The 20,526-nt window shown below is 61.0% G+C and carries 16 protein-coding genes; 12 read left to right on the forward strand and 4 right to left on the reverse strand.

Going from position 1 to position 20,526, the window contains the following annotated elements; translation table 11 throughout:
• Positions 1–3 precede the first annotated feature (3 nt).
• From phnY to ACXJKE_RS18540, 4 genes are all read left to right on the forward strand, one after another.
• Positions 4–1,425 carry a phosphonoacetaldehyde dehydrogenase gene (phnY, locus tag ACXJKE_RS18525; RefSeq protein ID WP_457282092.1) on the forward strand — a complete coding sequence of 474 codons (1,422 nt, stop codon included), beginning with the start codon at positions 4–6 and terminating at the stop codon, positions 1,423–1,425.
• A gap of 201 nt (positions 1,426–1,626) precedes the next feature.
• A complete protein-coding gene (locus ACXJKE_RS18530) occupies positions 1,627–2,196 on the forward strand; it encodes a phosphonate degradation HD-domain oxygenase (RefSeq protein WP_457282060.1) in 570 nt (189 codons plus the stop codon).
• Positions 2,186–3,043, forward strand: coding sequence for an EamA family transporter (locus ACXJKE_RS18535; RefSeq protein ID WP_457282061.1), 858 nt, complete (start codon positions 2,186–2,188; stop codon positions 3,041–3,043). The genes ACXJKE_RS18530 and ACXJKE_RS18535 overlap by 11 nt, the downstream gene beginning before the upstream one ends.
• A 119-nt stretch (positions 3,044–3,162) precedes the next feature.
• On the forward strand, positions 3,163–5,577 hold the full coding sequence (locus ACXJKE_RS18540; protein WP_457282062.1) for a GcvT family protein: 2,415 nt from the start codon (positions 3,163–3,165) through the stop codon (positions 5,575–5,577).
• 102 nt (positions 5,578–5,679) lie between these two features.
• Here the strand turns inward: ACXJKE_RS18540 and ACXJKE_RS18545 are convergent, their stop codons facing one another.
• The 3 genes from ACXJKE_RS18545 to ACXJKE_RS18555 form a co-directional block, all read right to left on the reverse strand.
• Positions 5,680–7,137, reverse strand: coding sequence for a sensor histidine kinase N-terminal domain-containing protein (locus tag ACXJKE_RS18545; protein WP_457282063.1), 1,458 nt, complete (start codon positions 7,135–7,137; stop codon positions 5,680–5,682).
• A 188-nt stretch (positions 7,138–7,325) separates the two neighbouring features.
• Positions 7,326–8,000: a response regulator gene (locus ACXJKE_RS18550; protein ID WP_007870259.1), complete on the reverse strand. Its 675-nt coding sequence runs from the start codon at positions 7,998–8,000 to the stop codon at positions 7,326–7,328.
• Positions 8,001–8,127: 127 nt separating this feature from the next.
• Entirely contained in the window at positions 8,128–8,634 is a 507-nt protein-coding gene (locus tag ACXJKE_RS18555) for a MarR family winged helix-turn-helix transcriptional regulator (protein WP_457282064.1), read from the reverse strand.
• Between the two features lie 165 nt (positions 8,635–8,799).
• Here ACXJKE_RS18555 and recA point away from each other — a divergent pair, with 165 nt between their 5' ends.
• The 3 genes from recA (at position 8,800) to ACXJKE_RS18570 (ending at position 12,549) form a co-directional block, all read left to right on the forward strand.
• Complete coding sequence (recA, locus tag ACXJKE_RS18560; RefSeq protein ID WP_457282065.1) at positions 8,800–9,936, forward strand: recombinase RecA; 1,137 nt, start codon at positions 8,800–8,802, stop codon at positions 9,934–9,936.
• Positions 9,937–10,010: 74 nt separating this feature from the next.
• A complete protein-coding gene (gene recX / locus ACXJKE_RS18565) occupies positions 10,011–10,538 on the forward strand; it encodes a recombination regulator RecX (protein ID WP_457282066.1) in 528 nt (175 codons plus the stop codon).
• Positions 10,447–12,549 (forward strand): tetratricopeptide repeat protein, encoded by a 2,103-nt coding sequence (locus ACXJKE_RS18570; RefSeq protein ID WP_457282067.1) that lies wholly within the window; start codon positions 10,447–10,449, stop codon positions 12,547–12,549. Before recX ends, ACXJKE_RS18570 begins: the two co-directional genes overlap by 92 nt.
• A 41-nt stretch (positions 12,550–12,590) precedes the next feature.
• Here ACXJKE_RS18570 and argC read toward each other — a convergent pair whose 3' ends face one another.
• A complete protein-coding gene (argC, locus tag ACXJKE_RS18575; protein WP_457282068.1) occupies positions 12,591–13,502 on the reverse strand; it encodes an N-acetyl-gamma-glutamyl-phosphate reductase in 912 nt (303 codons plus the stop codon).
• A gap of 239 nt (positions 13,503–13,741) precedes the next feature.
• On the opposite strand from argC, the gene sucC reads away from it, so the two are divergent.
• The 5 genes from sucC (at position 13,742) to ACXJKE_RS18600 (ending at position 20,510) form a co-directional block, all read left to right on the forward strand.
• Positions 13,742–14,902 (forward strand): ADP-forming succinate--CoA ligase subunit beta, encoded by a 1,161-nt coding sequence (sucC, locus tag ACXJKE_RS18580; RefSeq protein ID WP_457282069.1) that lies wholly within the window; start codon positions 13,742–13,744, stop codon positions 14,900–14,902.
• 16 nt (positions 14,903–14,918) lie between these two features.
• The gene (gene sucD, locus ACXJKE_RS18585) at positions 14,919–15,812 is read left to right on the forward strand and encodes a succinate--CoA ligase subunit alpha (RefSeq protein WP_457282070.1); all 894 of its coding nucleotides are present in this window, start codon (positions 14,919–14,921) and stop codon (positions 15,810–15,812) included.
• Positions 15,813–15,958: 146 nt separating this feature from the next.
• The gene (locus tag ACXJKE_RS18590; protein ID WP_457282071.1) at positions 15,959–16,660 is read left to right on the forward strand and encodes a TerC family protein; all 702 of its coding nucleotides are present in this window, start codon (positions 15,959–15,961) and stop codon (positions 16,658–16,660) included.
• A 321-nt stretch (positions 16,661–16,981) separates the two neighbouring features.
• Complete coding sequence (locus ACXJKE_RS18595; protein ID WP_457282072.1) at positions 16,982–19,711, forward strand: CHASE2 domain-containing serine/threonine-protein kinase; 2,730 nt, start codon at positions 16,982–16,984, stop codon at positions 19,709–19,711.
• A gap of 13 nt (positions 19,712–19,724) precedes the next feature.
• A complete protein-coding gene (locus ACXJKE_RS18600) occupies positions 19,725–20,510 on the forward strand; it encodes a Stp1/IreP family PP2C-type Ser/Thr phosphatase (RefSeq protein ID WP_457282073.1) in 786 nt (261 codons plus the stop codon).
• The last annotated feature ends 16 nt before the right edge of the window (positions 20,511–20,526 follow it).

The following is a 20,526-nucleotide window of genomic DNA, read 5'->3' on the forward strand; positions in this document are numbered from 1 at the left end:
GCCATGCGACTGGCCGGCCGCAAGGTTGGTGCCGGCCGGACCGGTGACCGCGCGATCGAGGTGTTCGATCCGTACACGGCGAAGCTGCTGGGCAGCGTGCCCAAGGCTACGCTTGAGGAAGTCCGTGAGACTTTCGCCAAGGCGCACGCCTGCAAGCCCCAGCTGAGCCGTTATGAACGCGCAGCCATCCTCAACCGCGCGGCGGCCATCGTCCAGTCGCGGTTGATGGAGGTCGCGAATCTCATCACGGCGGAGGCAGGGCTGTGCCTGAAGGATTCCATCTACGAAGCAGGCCGTGTCAGTGACGTGCTGCTCTTCGGCGCAACCGAAGTGCTCAAGGACGACGGCCAGATCTTCAGCTGCGACCTCACGCCGCACGGCAAGAAGCGTCGCGTCTACACGCACCGCTCCCCGCTCCTGGGCGTGATCACCGCCATCACGCCTTTCAACCACCCGATGAACCAGGTGGCGCACAAGGTGGTGCCCAGCATTGCAACCAATAACCGCATGGTGCTCAAGCCGTCCGAGAAAGTGCCTTTCTCTGCCCTCCTGTTCGCCGACATCCTTTATGAGGCGGGTTTGCCGCCCGAAATGCTCAGCGTGATAACGGGCGACCCGCGCGAGATTGCGGACGAATTGATCACCAACCCATTGGTGGACCTGGTGACATTTACGGGTGGCGTGGCCATCGGAAAGTACATTGCCGGCAAGGCCGGCTACCGGCGCGTGGTGCTGGAGCTGGGCGGCAACGACCCCATCATCGTGATGGAGGATGCCGATCTCAACGAGGCCTCCACGCTGGCCGTGCAGGGTTCCTATAAGAATTCGGGCCAGCGTTGCACGGCCATCAAGCGGCTCATGGTGCATGAGGCGGTGGCGGGCGAATTTGTGGAGCAGGTGCTGGCCAAGACCCTGGCCTGGAAATACGGCGACCCGGCCGACAAGGCCAATGACATGGGCACGGTGATTGATGAGCCGGCAGCCATGCTGTTTGAGTCGCGTGTGAATGAGGCGGTGGCGCAGGGCGCGAAATTGCTGGCGGGCAACCATAGGCGCGGCGCGCTTTATTCGCCTACGCTGCTGGACCATGTGTTACCGCAGATGACGGTGGCGCGCGAGGAAACCTTCGGGCCCGTCTCTCCGGTCATACGTTTCAAAAACATCGACGAAGCTATCCAGATTTCGAACGGCACGGCCTACGGCCTTTCAAGCGCCGTCTGCACCAACCGCCTGGACTATATCAACCGGTTTGTCAGCGAGCTGCATGTCGGTACCGTCAATGTGCGGGAGGTGCCGGGCTATCGCCTGGAGCTCACGCCTTTCGGTGGTATCAAGGATTCGGGCCTGGGCTATAAAGAGGGTGTGCAGGAAGCGATTAAAAGCTTTACCAACCTGAAAACTTATTCGCTCCCCTGGAATGGCTAAAGTTCTCCCCGAAGCGCCTTCGGCGCCCCGTGCAACGGCCAGAGGCCGAAGCTCTTCGAGGCTGTCCAAGCCTGCGAAGGCAGGCTTGGAGCCGCGGCTCTCAGCCCCAGGGGCGGCCACCAGCGGCCCGGCAAAGCCGGTTCCGCGGCGGCCACTGGCGAAAGCGTTCTTCTTTTCGAGTTCACTTTTCTAGGAATTCACGTGCTGAACTTTGACGACATCGAACACCTTTTCAAAGAGCGCGGCGGCGAACAATACAGCGGCGAGCCCGTAACGCAGCTGCAGCACGCGCTGCAGACCGCGGCACTCGGCGAAGCCGAAGGCGCGAGCGATGCCCTGGTGACCGCGGCGCTGTTGCATGACCTTGGGCATCTTCTGCACGACCTGGGCGAAACACCGTCGCTGCGTGGTGTGGATGATGTGCATCAGTACCGAGCACTGCCTTTTTTGCGGGGTCTTTTCCCCGACGAGGTGTTGGACGCCATCAAGCTGCATGTGGACGCCAAGCGCTATCTATGCGCGGCGCGGCGTGGTTACCATTCCAGCCTTTCAGCGGATTCCAAACGCAGCTTGCAGTTGCAAGGCGGCATTTTTTCCGCTGAAGAAGCGGCGCGCTTCATCGCGCAGCCCGGTGCCGGGGATGCGGTGAAGCTGCGCCTCTGGGACGATCTTGCGAAAGATGCGCACAAGGCCACGCCGCCACTGGCGCACTACCTGGCACGGGCCAGGCGCTGCACCCTTCCCGCCGCAGAGCCCTCGCTTGCCGCCTGAAATTCTGGCACTGACGTGGCCGGTGCTGGGCGCTGTGCTGTTTGGCGCGCTGCTGCACGCAGGCTGGAATGCCCTGGTGAAGTCCAGTGCCGACAAGGCGCTGGACATGGCGGTCATTCACCTGATCGGCTCTGTGCTGGCGTTGCCGCTGGTGCTGGTGGTGGGCCTGCCGCGTATCGAGGCCTGGCCGTTTATCGGCGCTTCGGTGCTGATCCACATCGGCTATTTCATCGCGACCACACAGGCCTACAAGCACGGCGACCTGGGGTTGACCTATCCACTGATGCGCGGTGTGGCGCCGCTGCTGGTGGCGCTGTCGGCAACCTTCACGTTGGGCGAAACTTTGAGCCCGCTGGCGTGGGCCGGCATCCTGGGCATCTCCGGCGGCGTGCTGGTGCTGGGCTTGAGCCGCCATGCCCTGCATGCCCCCAAGGCGGTTGGCTTTGCGTTGGCCAACGCGCTCATCATTGCCATATATACGGTGGTGGATGGACTGGGCGTTCGCGCCTCCGGCAATGCCCTGCAATACGTCGCCACGCTGTTCCTGCTCGACGGCTGGCCCTTCGGCCTCTTGATGATGGCGCGGCGCGGGCGTGCCATGGCCGACTACGCCCGCCATCGCTGGCCTGTGGCTACCGGCGGCGCGCTGGCGTCGCTGGGCTCCTACGGAATCGCGCTGTGGGCCATGACACGCGCGCCGGTGGCTACGGTGGCGGCTCTGCGCGAAACCTCGGTGCTGTTCGCCGTTTTGCTGGGCACCTGGCTGTTGAAAGAAACATTTACCGTGCGCCGTTTTGTGGGCACCTGCGCGATTGTGGGCGGCGTGATGGCGATACGGTTGGCCTAGATATGAGTTCCCCCCCCCGAAGCGCCTTCGGCGCCTCCCCCTCAAGGGGGCGCGGCCTGCGGCCCGGCAAAGCCGGTTCCGCGGCAGCCGCTGATTTCATACCGTAGAGGACTGCACGCATGAATATCCCGACTCAAGCGCAGATCGTCATTGTGGGTGGCGGCATCGCCGGGTGCTCCGTGGCCTATCACCTGGCCAAAATGGGCAAGACAGACGTACTGCTGCTCGAGCAGGGCAAGCTCACCAGCGGCACCACCTGGCACGCGGCCGGCCTGGTCGGCCAGATGCGGCCCAACCGCAACATGACGCAGATGAGCAAGTACGGCATCGAGTTGTATGCCTCGCTTGAGGCTGAAACGGGCCTGGCCACCGGGTGGAAACAATGCGGCAGCGTCAACGTGGCGCGCACGCCGGAGCGCATGAAGGTGCTCAAAAAGCAGGTCGCCATGGCCAACAGCTTTGGCGTGGAATGCCATGAGATCTCGCCGCAGGAAGCTGGCGACAAATACCCCATCATGCGCATCGATGACCTGCAGGGCGCGATCTGGCTGCCGGGCGACGGCAAGGCCAATCCGGCGGACCTTTGCATGTCGCTGGCCAAGGGCGCGCGCAACCGCGGCGTGAAGATGGTTGAAGGCATCGAGGTGACCGGTGTCATCATTGAAAACGGCAGGGCTGTGGGCGTGAAGACCGCGCAGGGTGACGTGCGCTGCGAAGTCGTCGTCAATTGCGCCGGCCAATGGGCGCGGCAGTTCGGCAAACTCGCGGGCGTGAATGTGCCGCTGTATTCGGCCGAGCATTTCTACATCGTCACCGGCAAGATTCCGGGCGTGCACCCCATGCTGCCGGTCATGCGCGACCCGGACGGCTACATCTACTACAAGGAAGAAGTCGGCGGCCTGGTGATGGGCGGCTTTGAATCCCAGGCCAAACCCTGGAAGATGGACCCGATTCCGGCGACCTTCCAGTTTGAGCTGCTGGACGAAGACTGGGACCAGTTCGAGCCGCTGATGACCGCAGCCATGCACCGCACGCCCTGCCTGGAGACGGCCGAAATCAAGATGCTGCTCAACGGGCCGGAGAGCTTTACGCCCGACGGCAACTTCATCCTGGGTGAGGCGCCTGAACTGCGCAACTACTTTGTCTGCGCGGGTTTCAACTCCGCCGGCATTGCCAACAGCGGCGGTGCGGGCCGGCTCATGGCTGAATGGATTGTGGGTGGCGAGCCCAGCACCGATTTGTGGGACGTGGACATACGCCGTTTCGGCAGCTTCACCGGCAACCGCAGGGCGCTGGCCGAACGCACCGGCGAGACGCTGGGCCTGCACTATGCGATGCGCTGGCCGAGGCAGGAACTGGAAACGGCGCGGCCGTTGCGTACCTCACCGCTGTACGACATCCTGGCCGCCAGAGGCGCGGAGTTCGGCAGCAAGAATGGCTGGGAGCGTGCAAGCTATTTCAGGCCGGAGGGGCAGGCGCGCCCGGAATACACCCTCGATAAACCGGTCTGGCTACCCTGGATGATTGAAGAGCAAAAGGCCACGCGCGAAACCGTTGCCCTTTACGACCAGACCTCGTTCTCCAAATACCTGTTGCAGGGCCGCGATGCACTGGCCGTGTTGCAGCGCCTGTGCGCCAACGAGATGGACGTGCCTGTCGGCAAGATGGTCTACACCGCCATGCTCAATGAGCGCGGCGGTTTTGAAAGTGACTTGACCGTGATGAGGCAAGCCGCGAACCAATTCCTCATCATCACCGGCTCCGCGCAAACGGTAAGGGACTTCGACTGGATCGCTCGGCATATCGGCGAGGCGGAGCATGCGGTGCTCACCGATGTGTGTGCGATGTACTCGGTGCTGTCGGTGATGGGGCCGAAGGCGCGTGAGCTGCTGGCGCTCGTTAGCCCGGACGACCTGTCGCCCGAGGCGCTGAAGTTCTCATGGACGAAGGACATCGATGTCGGCTTTGCCCGCGTGCGCGCCGCCCGCATGAGTTATGTGGGCGGGCCGGGCTTTGAGCTCTACACGCCGATCGAAATGGCGCGCCATGTGTACCTGGCACTGATGGAGGCCGGTAAGGCACTGGGCATTCGCGATGCGGGCTACTACGCGCTGGATGCGCTTCGCATCGAACAGGGCCGGCGCGCCTGGGGCGCAGAGCTTGGCCCGGACGAAACGCCGTGGGAGGCCGGGCTGGCCTTCAGTGTGAGGCTCGACAAGCCCGCTGACTTCATCGGCAAGGCCGCGTTGCTCAATTCACAGGGACTGGCCCTGCGCAAAAAGCTGGTCACGCTGGTGTTTGACACGCCGGACGCCTTTGCCTGGGGCGGGGAAGCGATTGTGATGGGCGGGCAAACGGTGGGCGAAATCTCATCGGTCGGCTGGAGCCCGCTGGCCGGCGCCTGCGTGGCCCTGGGTTATGTGCGCGGCGGCAGCGCCAATCAGCCGCACGCCGGCACGCCCGCGCAAATCGAGCTGTGGGGCGAGCGCATCGGCGTGAAGCTTTACGACAAGTGGCCGCTTGCCAAATCCTGATTCGCTATCATTTCAGGAGCTGCTCGCGCAAGTACTGCATGGCATTCAAGCGATTTTCTTAAAAACTTCCGGGCCCCAAGGGCATGGGTGCAGGTGCGGCCGCTACTGACCGTCAGGTAAATCCATGCCGACAAAACGCACGGTGACGCGCGTGCCCGGCGTTTGCGGGTGGCCCGGCAGGGCCGCATCTTCAATCGTGATGGTGGCGCCGTGTTGCTTGGCGATTTCCAGGACGATGGCCAGGCCCAGGCCGGAGCCGTCGACGTTGGTGCCCAGCGTGCGGTAAAACGGCTGGAACACCAGCTCGCGCTCGGACTCAAGGATGCCCGGCCCGGAGTCTTCTACCAGCAGCACCAGCACGCCGCTGAAGCGGTCGGTCATGAGCCGCAGCGTGACCTGTCCTTTTTCGGGCGTGTAGTTGATGGCGTTGTCCAGCAGGTTGCGCACCAGCTCCTTGAGCAGGGTCGGGTTGCCTTCCAGCTGAGTCGCCTGCTCGCCGGCGGCGGGCCCGTCGTAGCCGAGGTCGATCTGTTTTTCAAGGGCGCGAGGCACCGAGTCGGCCATCACTTCCGACACGATATGCACCAGGTCGATGTGCAGCTTGGCGAGGCTGCGGCCCGTGGTCTCGGCGCGCGCCAGCGCCAGCAGCTGGTTGACGGTGTGGGTGGCGCGTATGCTGGCACGGCCGATGTGCTTGAGCGATTTTTTGAGTTCATCGGCATCGGTTTCGCGCTGCGCCAGGTCGGCCTGCATGCGCAGGCCCGCCAGCGGTGTCTTCAACTGATGCGCGGCATCGGCGAGAAAGCGTTTCTGCGTGGTCAGCGACACCTTGAGCCGGCTCAGCAAATCGTTGATGGAGGACACCAGCGGTGCTACCTCTTCCGGCACCGCGGTTTCATCGAGCGGGCTCATGTCGTCGGACTTGCGTGCGCGGATGCGCTTTTCAAGCTGGGCCAGCGGCTTGATGCCGCGCACCAGTGCCAGCCACACCAGCAGTACGGCCAGCGGTAGCGTTACGAACTGCGGCACCATGGTGCCCTTGACGATTTCAGTGGCCAGGGTCTTGCGCTTTTCCAGTGTCTCGGCCACTTGCACCAGCACCATCTGGGCGGACACGGCTTCGGGTGCGCCAGCGCCCTTGTCGCTGCGCGGTGCAGCCGCCTTGCCTGTCGGCGCCGGGGCTTTGACCTCGACCTTGAGCCAGGTATAGGCCACGCGGACATCTTCGCCCTGGATCAGGTCTTCGCGCAGCCGCACCTCGCCGTTGGTAGGCTTGTCTTCATCGGGCGGCAGGGGCAGGTCGTGTTCGCCGCTGAGCAGTTCGCCTTGCGTGCCCACGACCTGGTAATAGACCAGATCGGTGTCATCGGCGCGCAGGATCTCGCGCGCCGGCGCCGTCAGGTTGAACTGGACCTGGTTGTTTTTGACCGCCACCAGCTTGGCCAGTGCCTGCACGTTGTATTCAAGCGCACGGTCAAACGGCTTGCCGGCAATGTTCTGCGCCACCAGCCAGGTCAGCGCCAGGCTGATCGGCCAGAGCAACAACAGTGGCGTGAGCATCCAGTCGAGGATTTCGCCGAAAAGGCTTCGGCGCTCACGCTGGAAGAGCCTTAATGCCACAGCCTAGAGCGCGGTGGCGTTGTCTTCAAGCCAGCATGAGCCGCGGAACTGGCTTTGCCAGGCCGCAGGCGGGCGGCCCCCTCGGGGGGCAGGAAGCTACACGGAGTGAGCGACCGTGGGGGCATTGTTCAACCTGGTATTTTTTCGAGGCAGTAACCCAGGCCTCGAACTGTTGCAATCCGCACCGGGCCTTTTTCAATCTTCTTGCGCAGCCGGTGGATGTACACCTCGATCGCGTTGTTGCTGACCTCTTCGCCCCATTCGCAGAGGCGTTCCACCAGCTGGTCCTTGCTGACGAGGCGGCCGGCGCGTTGCAGCAGCACTTCGAGCAAGCCGAGTTCGCGCGCCGACAGCTCCAGCATCTGGCCATCAATGGTGGCCACGCGTCCGGCCTGGTCGTACACCAGCGGGCCGTGCTTGATGGTGCTGCTGGCGCCGCCCATGCCTCGGCGGATCAGCGCACGCACGCGGGCTTCCAGCTCTTGCAGCGAAAACGGTTTGGCCATGTAGTCGTCGGCGCCGTAGTCCAGGCCCTTGACGCGTTCTTCCACGCTGTCGGCGGCGGTCAGGATCAGCACCGGCATGGCCGAGCCGCGGGCGCGCAGTCGCTTGAGCACTTCCAGCCCGTGCATGCGCGGCAAGCCCAGATCCAGGATCAGCAGATCGAATTCGGTGTTGGTGAGCAGCGCGGCGTCGGCTTCGGTGCCGCTGGCCACGTGGTCGGCTGCCGCACCGGAGGCACGCAAAGTGCGCAGCAGGCCGTCGGCCAGGACCTGGTCATCTTCGGCAATCAGGATACGCATGGTTGTCTCCGGGTGGGGCGGCAGCGCCTGCTGCGCCGCAAGTTAGTGTGTTTGCCTGAATTTTAGGCGCTTGCGTCTGTCCCAGGTGCAGGGAGTTACGCGCGGTGAGCGACCGTGGGTGCCACATTCAGCCTGCATATGCTTCCAGTCCCAGCGCCACCACTGTGGCTACATCATGCCCCACAGCCTGGCGAAACTCATCCTCGGCTTGCCGAACCGCTCTGTGAAAGGCTTCCAGCCAGAGCAGGCCCGATTCGGTGAACAGCACCTGGCGGGCGCGTTTGTCGTGCGGGTCGGGCTGGCGCGTCACCAAACCCCAGGCTTCGCATTGGTCGACGAGGTCGCCCATGGCCTGCTTGCTCATGCCGGCGCTTTGCGCCAGGTCCGTCAGGCGCGAGCCGCCCACGGCCAGGTGGCGTGTGATGTGGATATGCGCAGCGCCGACCTGGTCGCGCGCCGCGAGGTTGGACAGCGCCAGCGGTACCTCAATGCTGCTGGCCATCAGTGACAGCACGCGCTCGTCAAAGCGGCGCAGCGCGTGGCCCATCAGCCGGCCCAGGTGGGTCTGCCGCCAGCCGGCTTCGGTGGCGCCAAAGGGGCTGGAAATGTGAGGTGGATTGACTGCTTCGGGCATGAAATCATGGTATCTCAATTGATCAGGCAAACTGACTAAAAATAGGGTTTACTTATTTCAATGACGCCCATAAAGTACTGATCATGCATCCAGCGCTGTGATTAAAAGCAGAGGCTGGAAATTAGAGAAAAAAGTTTTACATCATTGATTTTCAAGGAGTTTTTCATGGAACTGACCAGCAAACTGAACCCCGCTCAAAACCCTGTGCAAAGCGCCGCCCTGAACACCGAGAAGGCCAAGGCCCTGCAGGCCGCGCTGGCCCAGATCGAAAAGCAGTTCGGCAAAGGCACCATCATGAAGCTGGGCGACGGCGAGGTGATCGAGGACATCCAGGTCGTTTCCACCGGCTCCCTGGGCCTGGACATCGCCTTGGGCGTCGGCGGCCTGCCGCGCGGCCGTGTGGTTGAAATCTACGGCCCTGAATCGTCGGGCAAAACCACGCTGACCCTGCAGGTCATCGCCGAAATGCAAAAACTGGGCGGCACCTGCGCCTTTGTGGATGCCGAGCACGCGCTGGACATCCAGTACGCGCAAAAGCTGGGCGTGAACCTGCAAGACCTCCTGATCAGCCAGCCCGACACCGGCGAGCAGGCGCTTGAAATCGTTGATTCGCTGACCCGCTCCGGCGCGGTCGATTTGATCGTGGTGGACTCGGTGGCGGCACTCACGCCCAAGGCCGAGCTTGAAGGCGAAATGGGCGACTCGCTGCCCGGCCTGCAGGCCCGCCTGATGAGCCAGGCGCTGCGCAAGCTCACCGCCACCATCAAGAAGGCCAATTGCATGGTCATCTTCATCAACCAGATCCGCATGAAGATCGGCGTGATGTTCGGCTCGCCCGAAACCACCACCGGTGGCAATGCACTGAAGTTCTACGCCTCGGTGCGCCTGGACATCCGCCGCATCGGCTCCATCAAGAAGGGCGAAGAGGTGATCGGCAACGAAACCCGGGTCAAGGTGGTCAAGAACAAGGTGGCCTCGCCCTTCAAGACGGCGGAGTTCGACATCCTCTACGGCGAGGGCATCAGTCGGCTGGGCGAGGTGCTGGATCTGGGCGTCGCCGGCCACATCGTTGAAAAAGCCGGTGCGTGGTACGCCTTCAACGGCGAAAAAATCGGCCAGGGGCGCGACAACTCGCGTGAGTTCCTGAAAGAAAACCCCGAACTCGCCATCGAGATCGAAAACAAGGTGCGCGAATCGCTGGGTATTCCGCTGGTGCAAGCCGCGGCCGGCACCGAGCCAGCACCGGCTGAAAAGGCGCCCAAGGCCGAGAAAGCCGAAAAACCCGCCAAAGTAGCCGCCTGAGCCTGTCTTTTGAATGCCAAATAAGGCGACAGACCAATCAGAATGGGCGCAAGCAGCTATCAAAAGAGTAGCGCTTGCATTTCAATCTGGCTGGGTCCTTTGACATGGAAAACCCGGCAGACAGCTCCCCCGCCAAACCCGCCCGCCGCGCGGGTTTTGGCCTTTCCCTCAAGGGCCGTGCATTGCGTTACCTGGCCGCACGCGAACATTCACGCGCCGAACTTGAACGCAAGCTGGCTCCGCATGAAGAAACGCCGGGCCAGCTGAAGGCGGTGCTCGACGACCTTGAGCTCAAGGATTTCATCAGCGAAGAGCGTGTCATCGATTCGGTCATCAACCGGCGTTCCCGCAAGCTGGGCGCCTCGCGTATCCAGCAGGAGCTGCAGGCCAAAGGACTGGACGTGACGGCCATACGGGAAGCGGTTGGGCAGCTTAAGGCCACCGAGCGCGAACGGGCGCGAGACATCTGGCAGCGAAAGTTTGGCACAGCCCCGGCCAACCCCGCAGAACATGCCCGGCAAATCCGATTTCTGGCGGGAAGAGGTTTTACACTGGAGGTTGCATCGTGGGTGCTCAAAAATCCTGATAACGAAGGAGCTTGAGATCCAGGCTGCAGTGGCCCTTCCTCCCAAAGTCTGGCCTGGGAATGTGAAAAGCTTTCAGGAGTCAGCCATTTTCCAGAGTATCCGCACCCTTCTGGCACGCAATAAAAGCGCTGTATCTGCCGGACCGATTGTCCCGGACGAAGATGCCCAGTCATTGCGCTCACGTGGCAACGAATTGTTGGCACAAGGCAGGATTTCCGAGGCCACCGACTGCTATCGCCGGGTGGTTGCCATGACACCGAACGATGGCTTGGCCCATGTCAACCTGGGTTATGGCCTGATGGAACTGGGCCAGTTGCGGGAAGCTGTTGATAGTTTTCACCATGCGATCCGACTGGACGCAACACTGCTTGATGCGCATTTTCTGCTGGGCCAGGTGCAGATGCAGTTGCACTTGACGGAGGAGGGCATCCACAGCTTCAGGGCGGCGCTGGCGCTCAAGCCGGACTTTGATTTCGCCTGGTTCGAGCTGGGCCGCGCCTTCGAGGACCTGGGCCAGCCGGTGCCGGCACTGGATGCGTATGCCCAGGCGCTACGCATCAACCCGGGTTTTACCGACGCGGGCTATCGTCGCATCAGCCTTTTGCTTGCGCATGAGCGCTGGCAGGAGGCCATTGATTTTGCTGACCAGCAATCCGTTGCTGCGGCCCATCCGGTTTTCCCCATGGAGAAAGCTTGCGCACTGAACGGCCTGGAGCGCCACGAAGAGGCCTTGACCATCATCGACAGATCCTTGGCAGCAGATCCGGACGACGTGCCTGCCCTGAGTGGAAAAGCCGCGGTCCGGGCAGCAATGATCCGGCATGAGGAAGCCCTGGAGATTTATGAAAAGATCATTGCCCTCCAGCCTGGAAATGTGGATGCCCTGTCCAACGCTGGCGCGGCCTGCGACCGGCTCAGGCGGTTCGAGCAGGCGATGGATTTTCACCGTCGCGCGCAACACCTCCAGCCAAAGAACCCTGATGTTCTCTATAACCTGGGTTGCACCCTGCTGAGCTTGAGGCAATGCGATGAAGTGGTGGCCATTTGCGAAATCGGGCTGGCTGTGGATGCCCGGCATGCCAACCTGCACTGGAACAAGGCATTTGCACAACTGCTGCTCGGCCAATGGGAAGAGGGGTGGAAGGAGTACGAGTGGCGCTGGTATGCCCATGCGCTGGGGCCGCGCACGCTCAAGCCCGTGTTGTCCCAGCCGATGTGGTCAGGGGAGCCCCTGAAGGGAAAGACCATCTTTCTGTATGCGGAACAGGGCTTGGGCGACTCTATCCAGCTGCTGCGCTATATCCCGGTGATTCTGGCCATGGGTGCGCGGATTTTCCTGCATCTGCCAGCGCCATTGCGGCCCCTTTGTGCGGATTGGAAGAGTGGCTGTACTCTGGTGGAAAGCAGGGACGGCAGAGATATTGCGGCATCTTTCGACTTTCAATGCCCGATGTTCAGTCTGCCACTGGCCTTTGGCACGCGCGTCACCAATGTTCCCGGTGCGCCCTATTTGCGAAGCGACCCGGTTCTCAAGCAGGCGTGGGAGGCCAGATTGCCCGCGCGTGACGGCCCGCGCGTAGGTTTGGTCTGGTCCGGCAATGTGGCACTCAAGACTGCGCTGAACCGCTCGATGTCGATGGCCATGCTGCATGAAGCGATGCCACCCGGCTATCAGTTCATCAGCCTGCAGAAGGATGTGAACGAGCCGGATCTGGCCGCGCTGGAGGCATCGGGTATCTTCCACGCCGGGCAGGAATTGCGGACCTTTGCCGATACCCTGGCTCTCGCCGATTGCGTTGATATGGTGATCAGCATTGATACCAGCGTCGCCCATCTGGTAGGAGCCCTGGGCAAGCCGTTGTGGGTCATGCTGCCCTTTCGTCCGGACTGGCGTTGGCTGCTCGACAGGGAGGACTCTCCCTGGTACCCCAGTGCGCGGCTTTTTCGCCAAGGCGAGAATCGCAGCTGGCAGGACGTGGTCAACCAGGTTGGCCGGGAATTGCCGCGCGCGCTACCGTTGTCCTGAGCTCTGCCCGAGGCCCTCGGTTGCCGGGCTTGGCGCGGCGCCTACAGCTTCAGCATCAACTTGAGGTTTTGTACTGCAGCGCCGGATGCGCCCTTGCCCAGGTTGTCCAGCCGCGCTACCAGCACCGCATGGCGGTACTCTTCATTGGCAAACACGCGCAACTCCATCTTGTTGGTGTTGTTGAGCGCCAGCGCATCCAGCTTTCCCGACTCGGGCGCAGCTTCGGCGGTGACCCATTCGCTGCCGGCATAGTGTCTGGCCAGTATGTCCTGCAACTGCGCCCCGGTTGGTTTGCCGGGCAGCAAGTCAAGGTGCAGCGGCAATTGCACCAGCATGCCCTGCTTGAAGTTGCCTACCGACGGAATGAACACCGGCCGGCGTGTGAGCCCTGTGTATTTCATGATTTCGGGCAGGTGCTTGTGTTTCAGGCCCAGGCCGTAAAGTTCAAACAGGGGAGCGGTGCCGGCTTCGTAGTCTTCAATCATCTGCCGGCCGCCGCCGGAGTAACCACTCACGGCGGGAAGGCTCAGCGGGAAGTCGGCAGGCACTACGCCAGCATCCACCAGCGGGCGGATCAGCGCGATCGCACCGGTGGCGTAGCAGCCGGGGTTGCCCACGCGGTCGGCAGCGGCCACGGCGGTGCGCTGGGTCTGGGTCAGTTCGGGAAAGCCGTAAACCCAGCCGGACACGGTGCGGTGAGCCGTGGATGCGTCAATGATTTTGGGCTTTTTGCCGGTCAAGCTGTCAATCATGGCAACCGACTCGCGTGCCGCGTCGTCGTGCAGGCACAGGATCACCATATCCACCTGCGCCATCAGGGCGCGCTTGGCGGCCGCGTCCTTGCGCAGCTCGGGCGCGATGCTGACGAGTTCGATCTGCGGCATGGCTTGCAGCCGCTCGCGGATTTGCAGGCCCGTGGTGCCGGCTTCGCCGTCAATAAATACTTTAGGCATGAACTTCCAGGTACAAAACAAAATGGGCGGCTGGCCGCCCCAGAGGTCAATTTCGGCCCATTTCGGGGTGTAAGGCGGGCACAAGAGTTGTGCGTCGCACCATGATACAGTTCTGCGTTGCTGCCTGCAGTGACCGCCGACGTGGTTTTTTGGGCCGGTGTGGCCTGTTTCCGACACCCCATTCCTCTGCCCAAATCCCTGTTGCACCCCCCTCTTTTACTGAATTCTGAAGGTCTTTCATGAAAATTCACGAGTACCAGGGCAAGGAAATCTTGCGCAATTTTGGTGTGCCAGTGCCGCGCGGCATCCCGGCCTTCACGGTGCAGGAAGCGGTGGAAGCCGCCCAGAAGCTAGGCGGCCCGGTGTGGGTGGTCAAGGCCCAGATCCACGCGGGCGGCCGCGGCAAGGGCGGCGGCGTGAAGGTTGCCAAAACCATCGACGACGTCAAGCGCATTGCCGGCGAAATCCTCGGCATGCAGCTGAAAACGCACCAGACCGGCCCAGAAGGCCAGAAAGTCCGCCGCCTCTATATTGAAGACGGCGCCGACATCCAGAAGGAATACTACGTTTCGGCCGTGACCGACCGTGAGTCGCAAAAGGTGGCCTTCATCGCCTCCAGCGAAGGCGGCATGGACATCGAAGAGGTGGCTCACTCCAACCCTGAAAAAATCATCAAGGTGTTTGTCGATCCGCTGGTCGGTATGACGGACGCCCAGGCGAGGGAAGTCGCCGCCGGCATCGGCATGCCTGCCGACTCTGTGGCGCAAACCGTCGATATCCTGCAAAAGCTCTACAAGTGCTACATGGACACCGATGCGTCGCTGGTTGAAATCAACCCCCTGAACCGCAACGGCAAGGGTGAAGTCATGGCCCTGGACGCGAAGTTCAACTTCGATGCCAACGCGCTGTTCCGCCACCCCGAAATCGTGGCCTATCGCGATCTGGACGAAGAAGACCCGGCCGAAGTCGAAGCCAGCAAGTTCGACCTGGCTTACATCAGCCTGGACGGCAACATCGGCTGCCTGGTCAACGGCGCAGGCCTGGCCATGGCGACCATGGACACCATCAAGCTGTTCGGTGGTGAGCCGGCCAACTTCCTGGACGTGGGCGGCGGCGCAACGGCTGAAAAAGTCACCGAAGCCTTCAAGATCATGCTGAAGAACCCTGATGTCAAAGGCATCCTCGTCAACATCTTCGGCGGCATCATGAAGTGCGACACCATCGCCGACGGCGTGATCACCGCCTGCAAGGCCGTGAACCTTTCGGTTCCACTGGTCGTGCGCATGAAGGGCACCAACGAAGACCTGGGCAAGAAGATGCTGGCCGATTCTGGCCTTCCCATCATCGCCGCAGACACCATGGCCGAAGCCGCGACCAAAATCGTCGCCGCTGTCAAATAAGCCCGGAGCCAAGAACATGTCCATCTACATCAACAAAAACACCAAAGTCATCACCCAGGGCATCACCGGCAAAACCGGTCAATTCCACACCCGCATGTGCCGCGACTACGCGAACGGCAAAGAAGCTTTTGTGGCCGGTGTGAATCCCAAGAAAGCCGGCGAAGACTTCGAAGGCATCCCGATTTTTGCCAACGTGACCGAAGCCGCCAAGGCGACCGGCGCAACCGTGTCGGTCATCTATGTGCCCCCTGCGGGCGCTGCCGCCGCCATCTGGGAAGCTGTTGAAGCCAACCTGGACTTGGCGATCTGCATCACCGAAGGCATTCCGGTCAAGGACATGCTGGAAGTGCGCAACCGCATGAAAGCCAAGGAAGCTGCCGGCGGCAAGAAAACCCTGCTGCTGGGCCCCAATTGCCCCGGCCTGATCACACCTGAAGAAATCAAGATCGGCATCATGCCCGGCCATATCCACCGCAAGGGCCGTATCGGCGTAGTCAGCCGCTCCGGCACGCTGACCTATGAAGCTGTGGCGCAATTGACCGAAATCGGCCTGGGCCAATCGAGTGCAGTCGGTATCGGCGGCGACCCGATCAATGGCCTCAAGCACATTGACGTGATGAAAGCCTTCAATGACGATCCGGACACTGACGCCGTCATCATGATCGGCGAAATCGGCGGTCCCGATGAAGCCGAAGCCGCCCAGTGGTGCAAGGCCAATATGAAAAAACCGATCGTTGGCTTCATTGCTGGTGTGACTGCCCCTGCCGGCAAGCGTATGGGTCACGCGGGTGCGCTGATCTCCGGTGGCGCCGACACGGCGGATGCCAAGCTGGCCATCATGGAGGCTTGCGGCTTCACCGTGACGCGCAACCCGTCGGAAATGGCCAAATTGCTCAAGGCGCTGCTGTAAGCCACCAACGAAAAAGTGATTTAAAAACTTGACCGCGGTCAAGCAGGTAAGCAGTAATACCAATCGGGATTGGCCTATTGCGGCTTAGACTCTCCAAAACAAAAAAGCGCTTCCCGGCGCTTTTTTAATTCATAACAGGAGCTGCCATGTTTTTCGGACTGGACCTCGCGTCCCCCCTCTTCTGGAGTGCTTTCGGCTCCATCCTTCTTGCCAACATCGTGCTGTCTGGCGATAACGCCGTGGTAATTGCCATGGCTGCGCGCACACTCAAACCCGAGCAGCGCGGCAAGGCGATCTTCTGGGGCAGCGCCGCCGCGATCGTGATGCGTATCGTGCTGACCATCGTGGCCATTCAGCTGTTGAGCTTGCCGTACCTGAAGATGATAGGTGCGGTTCTGCTGGTCTACATTGGCGTGGACCTGCTCAAGGGCGAAGAAGATGAAGACGGCGAGGGACACGAGATCAATGGCATGGCTGCAGCCATCCGCACCATCCTGATTGCCGATCTGGTGATGAGCCTGGACAACGTTCTGGCAGTCGCAGCAGCCGCCAAGGGCAACCTCCCGTTGCTGGTACTGGGTCTTCTGGTGAGCATCCCGCTGATTATTTTCGGCGCCACCTTGTTGACAAAGGTGATGGAGCGCTTCCCCATCATCATTACCATCGGCGCAGCTCTTTTGGGCTTTCTGGCGGGTGAGATGCTGCTGACGGATCCTGCGGTAGTGAGCTATTTTGGTGCCGTTAGCGACCATACGGTGACTGCCGGTGGGATTGTGGGTGCCGTGCTTGTGGTGGCTCTGGGCACCTACCTGACCAAACGGCAGCAGACAAAGGCGCCTTCAGCCTGAACTGGCGTACGGCCCAGCCGCCGCAGCCCCCTTTGGCGGTTAGGGTCGTTTCTTAGCGTTCGCCACCTGCTGCGGACCGGATGCGCACCGCGCATACCAGAAAACCACTTATTTGCAACAGTCGGCACGCTTGCGGTGCAGAAGTCGCTTGTCCAGCCGCACCCCGTCTGTTAATGTCCATTGTCAGGAGACTTGTAACCTGCCGAAACAGTCGGCGGGTGGTACCCGGCGCACGAAATTTGTTGCCGGGGGACCGATAGTACAAAGCAATTACAAAAATGGCTGGGGCTATGCATAGCGAATCAGGACAAGGGACGGGAAGTGGCCAAAACATCTAGGAAATTGAGTCAGTTCTGGCGGGCCGACTGGTTTGTGGGCGTTCTGGTGGTGCTGGCCGTCCTTTTTTTGCATGGCCTGACTGATTTTTTCGGCACACTTGAGCGCCGTTACTATGACTATGCCAGCACCAGCACTTCGCGGCAGCCCTCAGACCGCATAGCCATCATTGCGATCGACGACCAGAGTATCGCCAACATAGGTCGTTGGCCTTGGCCGCGCGACGTGCATGCGCAGCTGATTGACCAGCTTTCGGCCGCCAAGGCCAAAACCATTGCGCATACAGCCTTCTTTTTTGAACCGCAAACCGATAGAGGCTTGGTGTTCATCCGCAAAATCAAGGAGGCTCTTGGTCCAGTATCCGATCCAGCGGCCGCTCCAAGCGGTGGTCTGCCTGAACAATTGGGCAAAGTCATCGCTGAGGCTGAAATAGCCCTGGACACTGACGCCAAGCTCGCGGCCAGCATGACCAAGGCCGGCAATGTTTTGGTACCTTCGGTTTTTTCGCTGGGAGTGCCGCAAGGGCGTCCGGACAATCCGCTCCCGGCTTACGCACTGAAGAGTGCTGTAGACGAGCTTAACGGGTTTTCCCTTCCGGCCATCCGCGGTCAACAACCGATTGAGTTGATAGGTGCAGCGGCGGCGGGTATTGCTCACCTCAACCAGCTGCCCGACGTGGATGGTGCCGTGCGGCAAGAACCGTTGCTTATCAATTATTACGGGAAAGCCGTGCCTTCCATGAGCCTGCTCGCCGCGGCCAGGAGCCTGAACCTGGGGCCTGCCGACATCAAACTCAATGTGGGTGAGTCTGTGCAGATCGGCAAGCTGATGGTCAAAACCGACGAATCAGCCTTGATGCTTCCACAGTTTTACAAGGGCAAGGACGGTCGGCCAGCTTTTGCCGTTGATTCATTCTATGACGTGATTTCCGGCAAGATTCCGGCTACCAAGTATGCCGACAAGATCGTGATCATTGGCGCCACTGCGGCGGGGGTAGGCACCCAATTCCCGACGCCGGCGGGTCCGGGGCTTTCGCCAGCAGAAACCATCGCGCACATTACCTCCAGTATCCTGAGTGAGCATTTCATCGTGCAGCCTGGTTGGGGTGTCTGGGTCACTCTGGGTGTGCTGCTGGTGGTTGTGGCTTATCTGGTTGCCGGCCTGCCACGGCTGTCGGCTGGCAAGGCCGCGATCATCACACTGCTGTTATTCGTGGTGTTGCTGGTGGTTGAGTTCGGCTTGCTGTCGGCGGCCGCGACCTGGCTCAAGTTTGTCTTTCCCGCAGCCCTGCTGGTGATCGGCCACCTGGCGTTGACGACCAAGCGCTTCCTCATGACCGAGGCTGGCAAGCTCAAGTCCGACGAGGAATCGGCCGAGACCAATCGCATGATGGGTCTGGCGCTGCAAGGCCAAGGCCAGCTCGATATGGCGTTTGATCGTTTTCGCCGCGTACCTTTCACCGATGCGCTGATGGACAACATGAACAACCTGGCGCTGGATTTCGAGCGCAAGCGCCAGTTCAACAAAGCTCAGGCCGTGTACGAGTACATGGCCACCTACAACAAGAACCACAAAGACCTGCAGTCCAAGCTCAATCGGGCCAAAAACCTGTCGGAAACCGTCATTTTGGGCGGTGGCGGCGCGCACCCGGGCGGGACCATGCTCCTTGACGGTGGGGGTGTTGAAAAGCCCATGTTGGGTCGCTATCAAGTTGAAAAGGAATTGGGCAAGGGCGCCATGGGCGTGGTGTACCTCGGCAAGGACCCAAAGATTGGCCGTGTCGTCGCCATCAAGACCATGGCCTTGAGCCAGGAGTTCGAGGGCGAGGAGCTTGACGATGCGCGGGAGCGCTTCTTCAGGGAAGCCGAGACCGCTGGTCGGCTGCAGCACCAGAACATCGTCACGATTTTTGATGCAGGTGAAGAACACGACCTGGCATTCATTGCCATGGAGTTTCTGAAGGGCAAGGACCTGGCAGATGTCACCAAGGACGGTCATTTGTTGCCGGTCCCGAAGGTCCTGTCCATCGTGGCACGGGTGGCTGAAGCCCTGGCTTACGCGCACAAGCAGAATGTGGTGCACCGGGACATCAAGCCGGCCAACATCATGTATGAAATCGAAAGCGATACGGTGAAGGTGACCGACTTCGGCATCGCCCGCATTACGGATTCAAGCAAAACAAAGACCGGCCTTGTACTGGGGACGCCCAGCTTCATGTCGCCGGAGCAGATTGCCGGTAAAAAAGTCGACGGGCGCTCGGACTTGTACTCGCTGGGTGTCATGCTGTTTCAGATGCTGGCTGGAGTGTTGCCATTCCGTGGCGATTCCATGGCCGAACTGATGTACAAGATCGCGAACGAAGAAGCCCCCGATATCCGTATCATCCGTAAAGAGCTGCCGGCGCGGCTGGCCGAGATTGTTGCGCTGTCTCTGGCCAAGAAGCCGGAGTTGCGGTATCAGGATGGTGATCGATTGGCGACAGATCTGCGCGCTGTCATTGCCGCAATGGAAGGTACTGCACCGGCCCCATCGTTTGCGCCTCAACAGGGTGCGCCAGCAGCCCAATTTGACGCCACAGTCGTGCAATCAGCGGCTGTACCAGCTGCCGGCCCGAAGACCTATGATGCGACCCAGGCCGTGAATGTCGACGGCACGCAGACGTTTGAGAAAACCGTGGTTTCCAAAGCACCTGCTGCCGATACCGACACCCAGTGATCACACGAACAAGATGAACTACGAGATTTGTACACATACCGACCCGGGGTTGACGAGGGACAACAACGAGGATGCAGTTGCTTTTGATGCTGCGACGCGGCTTTGCATCCTGGCGGACGGAATGGGTGGCTATAACGCAGGCGAAATTGCAAGCGGCATGGCTGCCGCTTTCATCAAGTCGGAAATGGGCCGTTGGCTTTCCCAGGCGGGCAGGCATGCCAATGCCAAGGAAGTGCGCCGGGCTTTAGAAATCTGCGTGGAAAATGCCAATCATTCGATCTTCAACGCAGCGAACTCCAACCCCCAGTACGCGGGTATGGGCACCACGCTGGTGGTAGGGGTGTTCCAGGACGGGCGACTGATGCTGGGTCATATTGGTGATTCCCGTTGCTATCGCCTGCGCGGCCAGGAGCTGCAGCAAATCACCAAAGACCACTCGCTGTTGCAAGAACAGATTGACGCTGGGCTGATAACTCCCGAGCAGGCGCTGACTTCCCTGAACAAGAACTTGGTCACACGCGCCTTGGGCGTCGAAGACACGGTGCTGGTTGAGGTCAATGAGCATCGTGTGGACGCGGGGGACCTTTATCTGATGTGTTCGGATGGGCTCTCGGACATGGTTGCGGATCCGGGCATTGCGGCTATCCTTACAGGCGCAGGGACCTTGGAGCAAAAAGCGAAACAGCTGATTGTTGCGGCGAATGAGGCTGGTGGACGCGATAATATTTCCGTACTGTTGGCATACGCGAAAGAAGACTCGACCAAGCGCGGCCTTTTGTCCAGAATGCTGGGAAAATAGCGATGACTGAAATATT

It is taken from the genome of Polaromonas sp. P5_D5 (assembly GCF_054049435.1).